Genomic DNA, 9495 nt, shown 5'->3' with positions numbered 1-9495 from the left:
CATCGTCGACGAACTCCACCACCCCACCGCCGACACCGTCCTGGACCGCATGCGCCGCTTCGACGCCAAGGGCCGCACCAGCTGACACCCCGCCGCCCCGCAGCCAGCCCACCGACCCTTCCCAGGACACCCCATGTATCGCACCGCACTGCGCAACGTGCTGGCCCACAAGGGCCGACTTCTCATGACGGCGCTGGCCGTCATGCTCGGCACCGCCTTCGTGGCGGGCACCATGGTCTTCTCCGACACCTTCGGCAAGGCCATGCGGGACAGCAACTCCAAGAGCTACTCGGACGTCTCGGTCCAGGTGGTCGACCAGGCGGCCGGCTCCGCCGCGAGCGCCAAGCAGAAGAGCGAGAGCGGCTCCGCCGCGCTCACCGACGCCACCCTCCAGCAGCTGGCCGCCCTGCCGGGCACCGCGAACGCGCGCGGCGTGGTGAGCGGCTTCACCGGCGTGGCCGACCACAAGGGCAACCTGATCGGCCAGTTCTGGGCCGCCAAGGGCGCCAACTTCGCCCCCGGCCAGGACGGCCGGGACCCGCGCTACCCGATGGCCGAGGGCCAGGGCCCGAAGAACGCCAAGGAGATCGCACTCGACCGCAAGACCGCCGACAAGGCGGGCTACAAGGTCGGCGACACGGTGCGGGTGGCCGCCAACGGCCCGGTGATCGAGGCGAAGCTCACCGGCGTCTTCACCACCGACGACCCGGTGGTGAACACCGGCGGCACGCTCACCCTGTTCGACAAGGCCACCGCCCAGCAGCTGCTGCTGGAGCCCGGCCGCTACAGCGGCGTCGTGCTCACCGCCAAGCCCGGCACCACCGAGGACGCGCTGCTCGCCCAGGTGCAGCCCAAGGTGCCGTCCGGCAGCCAGTTCGACGTCGAGACCGGCGCCAAGCTCAAGGCCGACGAGCAGAGCATGATCACCAAGGGCACCGACAACATGCGCACGATGCTGCTGGTGTTCGCCGGCATCTCGCTCTTCGTCGGCATCTTCATCATCGCCAACACCTTCACCATGCTGGTCGCCCAGCGCACCAAGGAGCTCGCGTTGCTGCGGGCCATCGGCGCCAGCCGCAAGCAGGTCACCCGCTCGGTGCTGGTCGAGGCCCTGGTGATCGGCACCGTCTCGGCACTGGCCGGTCTGGCCGCGGGCGTCGGGATCGGCGCGGGGATGCAGTCCCTGATCGTCGGTCTGAACGAGAACATGCCGAGCGGCGCCCTGGTGATCAAGCCGGTCACCGTCGCGGTGACCCTCGTGGTCGGCGTCGTGGTGACGGTGCTGTCCGCGCTGCTGCCGGCCCTGCGCGCCGCCCGGATCGCCCCGGTGGCCGCGATGAGCAGCGGCGACCAGCCGGCCTCCCAGAAGAGCCTGGTGGTCCGCAACACCATCGGCTCGCTGCTCGCCGCCGGCGGCCTGGCCCTGATCGGCTACGGCGCCTCCACCGGCAGCACCGACGGCCGGGTCCCGGTCGGCCTGGGCGCGTTCCTGGCCCTGATCGGCGTGTTCGTCCTGCTGCCGCTGCTCTCCCGCCCTGTGGTGGCCCTGCTCGGCCCGCTGCTGCGCGGCCTCGGCGGGACGCCCGGCAAGCTGGCCCAGCAGAACGCGGTGCGCAACCCGCGCCGGACGGCCGCGACGGCCGCGGCGCTCACCATCGGCCTGACCCTGGTCAGCGGCCTCACCGTGATCGGCGCCTCGGTGTCGGACGTGGTGGACCGGGCCGTCACCAGCTCGATGAAGGCCGACTACATCGTCTCGACCGCCAACGGCATGAACCTCTCCGAGCAGGTGCCCGCGCAGATCGCCAAGGCACCCGGGGTGGCGGCCTCCTCGCCGATGACCACCGCGTACTGGGAGCTCGACGGCACCGGCAAGTCGATCTCCGGTCTGGACACGGCGACCTTCGACCAGCTGGTCGACATCGAGCTGACCAGCGGGTCCGCCGCCGCGCTCGGCAAGGGCCAGCTGCTGGTGGACGAGGACGTCGCCAAGAAGTTCAACGTCACCACCGGCTCGACCATGACCGTCTCCTACCCGGACGACACCAAGGGGCAGCTCACCGTCGGCGGCGTGTACAGGACGGGCGGCATGCTCGGCCCGGCCCTGCTGGCCAACAGCGAGATCGCCAAGCACGACCCGAAGCCGTACGTCTCCGACGTCCTCGTCAAGGGCAAGGACGGTGCCACCGACACCCTCAAGCAGTCGCTCAAGGACGCCACCGGCGCCAACCCGGTGATCGAGGTGAAGTCCAAGCAGGACGTCCGCGACGGCTTCAGCCAGACCATCACCTTCGCGCTGAACCTGATGTACGGCCTGCTGGGCATGGCGGTCCTGATCGCGATCCTGGGCGTGATCAACACGCTGGCGATGTCGGTCTTCGAGCGCAAGCGCGAGATCGGGATGCTGCGGGCGATCGGCCTGGACCGCCGGGGCATCAAGCGGATGGTCCGTCTGGAGTCCGTGGTGATCTCGCTGTTCGGCGCCGGCATCGGCCTGGCCCTCGGGTGCTTCATCGCCTGGGCGATCAACGGCACCCTGAAGTCCAGTCTGGCCGGGCTGACCACCGTCCTGCCGTACGGCCAGCTGGCGCTGTTCCTGGCGCTCGCCGGAGTGGTGGGCCTGGTGGCCGCGATCTGGCCGGCCCGCCGGGCGGCCGGGCTGGACATCCTGTCGAGCATCAAGACCGACTGACCCGGGACGCGCGGAGAGCCCCTGCCGATCCCGGCAGGGGCTCTCCTACTGCTGTACTCCGCCCGGTCACAGGGCCGGCTGAGCACCACGGAGGTCGTGGTCCGGCAACGCTGCCGGGCGGAGGGCCTCCGACTCATACCCCGGTGCTCCCACACCGGGGTCTCAGTCGCTTACTTGCTCGCGAGTTCCTTGTCGGCGACCGGCTTGGCGGCCTCGACGGGCTTGGTGGGCGGGGTGACCTCCTGGATCGGAAGCTGCGGCTTCTCCATCTGGGAGAGGCCGACCATCTCGCGCTTCAGGAACATCGCGAGGGTCCAGTCGGTGAAGACGCGGACCTTGCGGTTGAAGGTCGGCACCATCGCGCCGTGGTACAGGCGGTGGAACCACCAGGCCGGACGGCCCTTCAGCTTGTACTTGCCGAAGAGGATCGCGACACCCTTGTGCAGGCCGAGACCGGCGACCGCACCGAGGTTCTTGTGCTTGTACTCCGCCTGCGGGAAGCCGCGCATGCCGGAGATCACGTTGTCGCCGAGGACGACGGCCTGACGGCAGGCGTGCTGCGCGTTCGGCGGGCACCAGGCGCCCTCGCCGGCGGCGAGGTCCGGGACCTGGGCGTTGTCGCCGGCGGCCCAGACGTAGTCGAAGCCCTGGACCTGGAGGGTCGGCGCGGTGTCGACGTGGCCGCGCGGGCCCAGCGGCAGACCGAACTCGGACAGCACCGGGTTCGGCTTCACGCCGGCCGTCCACACGATGGTGGAGGCGTCCATCTCCATGCCGTTCTTCAGCATGACGTGGCCGTCGACGCAGGAGTCCATCGAGGTCTCGATGTAGACCTCGATGTTGCGCTCTTCGAGCTTCTCCTTGGTCCACAGACCGAGGTCCGGGCCCATCTCGGGGAGGATCCGGTTGGCGGCCTCGACCACGACGAAGCGCATGTCGTCGCGGCTGACGGTCCGGTACAGCTTGGACGCGTCGCGCGCCATGTCCTCGATCTCGGCGATCGTCTCGATGCCGGCGAAGCCACCGCCGATGACGACGAAGGTCAGGGCCTTGCGGCGGACCTCCTCGTCCGTGGTGGACTCGGCCTTGTCGAGCTGGGCCATGACGTGGTTGCGGAGGCCGATGGCCTCCTCGACCGTCTTCATGCCGATGCCGTTCTCCGCCAGACCCGGGATCGGGAAGGTGCGGGAGACCGAGCCGGTCGCGACGACCAGGTACTCGAAGGGCAGCTCGTAGCTGTCGCCGGCCGCGGGCTGGACCGTGGCGACCTTGCGGGCGTGGTCGATGCCGGTGACGGACCCGGTCAGCACCTCCGCCTGCTTGAGGGCGCTGCGCAGCGGCGCGACGAGGTTGCGGGGCGCGACGTTGCCGCCGGCCGCCTCGGGGAGGAAGGGCAGGTACGTCATGTACGACCGCGGGTCCACGACCGTGACGGTCGCTTCGCCGTAGCGCATCTTCTTGAGGATGCGCATCGCGGCATACAGGCCGACGTAACCACCGCCGACAATGAGGATGCGAGGACGCTCCGTGGTGCTCATATCCGAAAGTATCCAGCACCGTCCGGAGCAGCCTTCGTGAGCCCGGTCACAAGCTCATGGACCCCCCGTGCTACACTCCGCGGCCACAAAACCGGCACGGGCGCGCAACCTCACGGCCCTTCACGCCCCCTCGTGAACATGCGCCGGAGCACCACCCTGCTGAGCAGCAACGATCCGTACGGGGCCCGCGTTCCCGCGCGTGGTTTTGATTTTCAAACCCCGAACGAGCCCTGACCTGCGATCCAAGGGGCGTCACTACCGGGAGGCCTTCGGTCCCACAATTCGGACGTAGCGGGCGAGCCGGTGCGACGAATGGCCCGATCGTCATGTGAAGAAATTCACGAACCTTTTCGCACGGGCCCGGGCGCGTCCCGGCCCCGGCCCCCCGAAAGGGGTGCCGGGGCCGGTCGGGTAAGCCCTGCCGGGGGTCAGGGGGCGATACCCCAGGCGATCCCGTCCAGGATGTCGTGCTCGCTCACGACCACCTCGGCGGCGCCGGTGCGCTCCATGATCTCCAGCAGCTCCAGCGCGCCGGCCGCGATCACGTCCACCCGGCCCGGGTGCATCGAGGGGATGGCCGCGCGCTCGGCGTGGGTCGCGGCCAGCAGCTCGCGGGCGATCTCGGCGACCCGCTCCCGGCCGATCCGCGAGTGGTGGATCGCGGCGGAGTCGTAGTCCGGCAGGCCCTGGGCGATCGCGGACACCGTGGTGACCGTCCCGGCCAGGCCCACCAGGGTGGCCGCGCCGGTCAGCGGGACGACCTCCTCGGCCTTGTCCAGCTCGGCCCGCACGTGCGCCCGGGCCTCGGCGACCTGCTCCGCGGAGGGCAGCTCGGCGCCGCCGAAGTGCCGCTCGGTGAGCCGCACGCAGCCGATGTCCACCGAGCGCGCCGCCTGCACGTCCTCCGCGCCGAGCACGAACTCGGTCGAGCCGCCACCGAGGTCGAACACCAGGTAGGGGGCGGGGAACTGACCTCCGGTCAGCTCCTTGGTGGCGCCCAGGAAGGACAGTCGCGCCTCCTCCTCGCCGCTCACCACCTCGGGCTCGACGCCCAGGACGTCGCGCACGCCCTTGACGTACTCGTCGCTGTTCTCGGCGTCCCGGGAGGCGCTGGTGGCGACGAAGCGCACCCGCTCCGGGCCGACCCCGAAGCCGGAGATGATCTCCTGGTACTCCCGGCAGGCCGCGAAGGTGCGGGCCAGCGCGTCCGGGTGCAGCCGGCCGGTCTGGTCCACGCCCTGGCCCAGCCGGTTGACGATCATCCGGCGGTCGAGGTCGGTGATCTCCCCGGTCTCCGGGTCCAGGTCGGCGACCAGCAGCCGGATCGAGTTGGTGCCGCAGTCGATCGCGGCGACTCGGGTCATGGTCACTGCGACTCCTGCTGCCCGCCGGCGGCCCCGGCCGACCCGCCCGGGGCCGCCGCGTCCTGCGCCGCGTCCTCGGCCGGCTCCTGCGCGGCACGCTTCTTGGCGGCGCGCTCGGCGGTCTTCTGCTGCTTGGCGGCGATCACGGCGTCGTGGTCCTGACCCTTGGCGCGGTTGCGGGCGACCCGCTCACCGGCCGCCTGGACCTCGGCCGGGGAGACGCACGGGCCCTTCGCCCACCAGTCCTCCAGCATGCCGATCGCCTCGTCGCCGAGCGGGTTGACGCCCTCGCCGGCCGCCAGCGAGTGGCCGACCAGCACGTGCAGGCACTTCACCCGGTCCGGCATGCCGCCGGCGCTCGGGAAGCCCTCCAGCACCTCGATGGCGTCGCGCCGGGCGATGTAGTCCTCGTGCGCCGCCTGGTAGGCGGCGGCCAGCTCCGGGTCCTCGGCGAGCCGGGCCGTCTGGTCCTTCATGACGCCTTCCGCCTCCAGGGTGCCGATCAGCGAGGCGGCCTTGGGGCAGGTCAGGTAGTAGAGCGTCGGGAACGGCGTGCCGTCGGGCAGGCGGGGAGCCGTCTCCACGACGTCCGGGTTGCCGCACGGGCAACGGTGGGCCACGCCGCGCAGGCCGCGCGGCACCCGGCCGAGCTGGGCGGCGATGGCCGCGACGTCGGCGTCGGAGACGGCGGGGTGGTTCTCAGTGGTCATGGGGGGAGGTGTCTCCAACGGGGGACGGTGGGAGCGAAAGGGGGGTGCCGGGGGCCGGCGCGGCGGTGTCGGCGGCGTCGACCGAGTCCCAGATGCTGGTGTACCAGGGCTTGGCGGCCGTCGCCTGACCGGCGGCCACCCCGGTGGCGGGGGCGCCGGCGGCGGACGAGGAGGGCTTGGCGGAGGCCTGGCCGGCCGGATCCACCGCGATGTACGGGGTCTCCCCCGGCACCGCGTAGTGCAGCCGGGCGCGCGCCTGCGCCTTGACGTACTCCGGGTCCTGCCAGCGGGCCCGGTCCCGGCGCAGCTGCTCGACCTGCTGGCGCACGTGGTCGGCCTTCGCCCGCTGGGCGGAGATCTCGGCGCGCTGGGAGATGAACTGCCGCGTCGGGTAGGCGAGGATCGCCACCAGCGAGCACAGCACCAGGACGAGGACGGTCGCCCGGCTCGTGAACCGAGGCCGGGCCGCCAAGCCCGGGATCCTCCAGCCTGCCATCTCCCGTATCCCCTCCTGGTCGCGACGGTGCCCCGCCGTCCACCCTACGGGGTGGACGGCGGGGCACCGGTCAGGCTTGCGCTACCGGGAGCGCTCGGCCCTCGACCTCGCGGTCTCAGCCCTCGTGCTTGAAGCGCGGGAAGGCGCCGCGGCCGGCGTACTCGGCGGCGTCGTCGAGGATCTCCTCGATGCGCAGCAGCTGGTTGTACTTGGCGACGCGCTCGGAGCGGGCCGGGGCACCGGTCTTGATCTGGCCGCAGTTGGTGGCGACGGCCAGGTCGGCGATGGTGACGTCCTCGGTCTCGCCGGAGCGGTGCGACATCATGCAGCGGTAGCCGTTGCGCTGGGCCAGCTCGACGGCGTCCAGGGTCTCGGTCAGCGAGCCGATCTGGTTCACCTTCACCAGCAGCGCGTTGGCGGTGCCGGTCTCGATGCCCTTGGCCAGGCGGGCCGGGTTGGTGACGAACAGGTCGTCGCCGACCAGCTGGACCTTGTCGCCCAGCTTGACGGTCATGGCCTTCCAGCCGTCCCAGTCCGACTCGTCCAGCGGGTCCTCGATGGAGACCAGCGGGTAGGCGGCGACCAGCTCGGCGTAGTACTCGATGAGCTCGGCGGCCGAGAGGGCCTTGCCCTCGAACTGGTAGGCGCCGTCCTGGTAGAACTCGGAGGCGGCGACGTCCAGGGCCAGCGCGACGTCACGGCCGGGCACGTAGCCGGCCTTCTGGATGGCCTCGGTGATCAGGTCCAGGGCCTCGCGGTTGCTGTCCAGGTTCGGCGCGAAGCCGCCCTCGTCGCCCAGGCCGGTGGACAGCCCGCGCTCCTTCAGCACGCCCTTGAGGGTGTGGTAGACCTCGACGCCCCAGCGGACGGCCTCGGAGAAGGACTCCGCGCCGATCGGGGCGATCATGAACTCCTGGATGTCGACGTTGGAGTCCGCGTGCGAGCCGCCGTTGAGGATGTTCATCATCGGGACCGGCAGGACGTGCGCGTTCGGGCCGCCCAGGTAGCGGAACAGCGGCAGGTCGCTGGCCTCGGAGGCGGCGTGCGCGACGGCCAGCGAGACGCCCAGGATGGCGTTGGCCCCGAGCGAGGACTTGTCCGGGGTGGCGTCCAGGTCCAGCATGGCCTGGTCGATCAGGCGCTGCTCGGTGGCGTCGTAGCCGACCAGCTCCGGGCCGATCTGCTCGATGACGGCGAGGACGGCCTTCTCCACGCCCTTGCCGAAGTAGCGGTTCTTGTCGCCGTCGCGCAGCTCCAGGGCCTCGAAGGCACCGGTGGAGGCACCCGACGGGACAGCGGCACGACCCGTGCTGCCGTCGTCGAGGCCGACCTCGACCTCGACCGTGGGGTTGCCGCGGGAGTCGAGGATCTCACGGGCTACGACGACATCGATGGACGGCACGAGGCATCTCCTTGCGGAAGCAGGGTCCCGCTGACGGTGGCGCTGTCGGCGGGACGATTGCGGAGTCGTTACGGACCAGAGCCTAACCGCCCGGGCTCTCCAGGCCACGTCGGCCTCGGTCCCGTCTCAGCGTGTGGCCCCGCTACCCACCGGTAGTTCACCTGCTTGTCCCACCGGAGCGGGCGAATGCGGACGAAGGGGGCCGGCCGGACCGACCCCCTGTCACGCGTGTCGCCGGTGCCGCCAGGGACACGCCGGCTCAGCCGAGGTGCAGCACCTGGCCGGGCAGGATCAGGTCCGGGTCGCCGCCGACGGTGGAGCGGTTCTGCTCGTACAGCGCGTGCCAGCCGCCGGACACGCCCTGGGTGGCGGCGATGCTCGACAGCGTGTCACCGGCGTGGACGGTGTAGTCGTGGCCGGTCTGCGCGGCCGGGGCCGGCTGCGCGGGGCGCGGGGCCGCGTGCTTGGGGACGTACTGCTGCGCCGACTGGTCGACGGGCTTCTCGGCCTGCGCGGGGGCGGCGTGCTTCGGGGCCTGCTTCTGGACGGGCTTCGCGGCCGGCTTCTCGGCGGGCTTCTGGACCGGCTTCTCGGCCGGCTTCTGGGCCTGCCGCTTGGGCGTCTGCTGCTGCGGAGCCGACTGCGGCTTGGAGTCCGAGGAGGTGTCGACGGACGCCGGGGCACCGCCCTTGGTCAGGCCGGCCTTGACGGAGCAGACCGGCCAGGCGCCGGGACCCTGCGAGGCGAGCACCTTCTCGGCGATCGAGATCTGCTGCGCCTTGCTGGCCTGGTTGGCCTGCGCCGCGTACGAGGTGCCGCCGTACGCCTTCCAGGTGCTGGAGGTGAACTGCAGGCCGCCGTAGTAGCCGTTGCCGGTGTTGATGCTCCAGTTGCCGCCGCTCTCGCACTGGGCGACGGCGTCCCAGGTGGAGACCGGGGCGGCGGAGGCACCGGTGGCGGTGAGGAGCGGCATCGCGAGTCCGACGCCGGCCACACCGGCGACGGCGATGGCCTTCTCGGCCTGGGTGCGACGACGGTGACGGCCAGTTCCAACGAACAGCATGAAGAGGTCCCTCTCCGCACGCCTGCGAGGTGAGCTGTCGGGTTCGGACCGGGAGGTGGCCCGGCCGCCGTGCGCGGAAACGATTCCGCTCGGGCGGCTTCACCCCAAGCCGTGGGGAACGGCAACAAACCTGGTTCCCCCGCCCCTGCCCAGGGTTCTGGTCGGTTTCCCGTGACGCGGCGGGCAGGATTCGGCGTTCCGCGCACGAGGTCCGCAGCTGCGAACTCCAG

The 9495-nt window shown here is 71.3% G+C and carries 6 protein-coding genes, 2 pseudogenes and 1 riboswitch; of the genes and pseudogenes, 2 read left to right on the top strand and 6 right to left on the bottom strand.

Annotation, left to right across the window (positions count from 1 at the left end):
- A pseudogene (locus ACZ7KX_RS32100) lies at positions 1-85 on the top strand (ABC transporter ATP-binding protein); the annotation flags it as partial.
- A gap of 48 nt (positions 86-133) precedes the next feature.
- Positions 134-2692, top strand: a complete 2559-nt coding sequence (locus ACZ7KX_RS32095) for an ABC transporter permease (RefSeq protein ID WP_470329517.1) — start codon at positions 134-136, stop codon at positions 2690-2692.
- A 170-nt stretch (positions 2693-2862) separates the two neighbouring features.
- On the opposite strand, the gene ACZ7KX_RS32090 is transcribed toward ACZ7KX_RS32095, so the two are convergent.
- The 6 genes and pseudogenes from ACZ7KX_RS32090 to ACZ7KX_RS32065 form a co-directional block, all read right to left on the bottom strand.
- The gene (locus ACZ7KX_RS32090) at positions 2863-4230 is read right to left on the bottom strand and encodes an NAD(P)/FAD-dependent oxidoreductase (RefSeq protein WP_470329516.1); all 1368 of its coding nucleotides are present in this window, start codon (positions 4228-4230) and stop codon (positions 2863-2865) included.
- Between the two features lie 428 nt (positions 4231-4658).
- A complete protein-coding gene (locus ACZ7KX_RS32085; RefSeq protein WP_470329520.1) occupies positions 4659-5594 on the bottom strand; it encodes a Ppx/GppA phosphatase family protein in 936 nt (311 codons plus the stop codon).
- Between the two features lie 188 nt (positions 5595-5782).
- Positions 5783-6322, bottom strand: a pseudogene (locus ACZ7KX_RS32080) (DUF501 domain-containing protein); the annotation flags it as partial.
- Positions 6294-6776 carry an FtsB family cell division protein gene (locus ACZ7KX_RS32075; protein WP_470329515.1) on the bottom strand — a complete coding sequence of 161 codons (483 nt, stop codon included), beginning with the start codon at positions 6774-6776 and terminating at the stop codon, positions 6294-6296. The pseudogene ACZ7KX_RS32080 and the gene ACZ7KX_RS32075, both read right to left, overlap by 29 nt.
- A gap of 139 nt (positions 6777-6915) precedes the next feature.
- Positions 6916-8202 carry a phosphopyruvate hydratase gene (eno, locus tag ACZ7KX_RS32070; protein ID WP_470329514.1) on the bottom strand — a complete coding sequence of 429 codons (1287 nt, stop codon included), beginning with the start codon at positions 8200-8202 and terminating at the stop codon, positions 6916-6918.
- Positions 8203-8461: 259 nt separating this feature from the next.
- Positions 8462-9265, bottom strand: a complete 804-nt coding sequence (locus tag ACZ7KX_RS32065; protein ID WP_470329513.1) for a transglycosylase family protein — start codon at positions 9263-9265, stop codon at positions 8462-8464.
- A gap of 5 nt (positions 9266-9270) precedes the next feature.
- Positions 9271-9438: riboswitch (cyclic di-AMP (ydaO/yuaA leader) on the bottom strand.
- Between the last annotated feature and the right edge of the window lie 57 nt (positions 9439-9495).

Source organism: Kitasatospora sp. NPDC038210 (genome assembly GCF_055600605.1).
Note: the sequence above shows the minus strand (reverse complement) of the source record. Positions and strands in the feature narration are given on the sequence as shown.

Excerpts from the sequence above, each read along its gene's own strand:
- ACZ7KX_RS32085 (WP_470329520.1), bottom strand. The coding sequence starts at position 5,594 with ATGACCCGAGTCGCCGCGATCGACTGCGGCACCAACTCGATCCGGCTG.
- ACZ7KX_RS32065 (WP_470329513.1), bottom strand. The coding sequence starts at position 9,265 with ATGCTGTTCGTTGGAACTGGCCGTCACCGTCGTCGCACCCAGGCCGAG.
- ACZ7KX_RS32090 (WP_470329516.1), bottom strand. The coding sequence starts at position 4,230 with ATGAGCACCACGGAGCGTCCTCGCATCCTCATTGTCGGCGGTGGTTAC.
- ACZ7KX_RS32095 (WP_470329517.1), top strand. The coding sequence starts at position 134 with ATGTATCGCACCGCACTGCGCAACGTGCTGGCCCACAAGGGCCGACTT.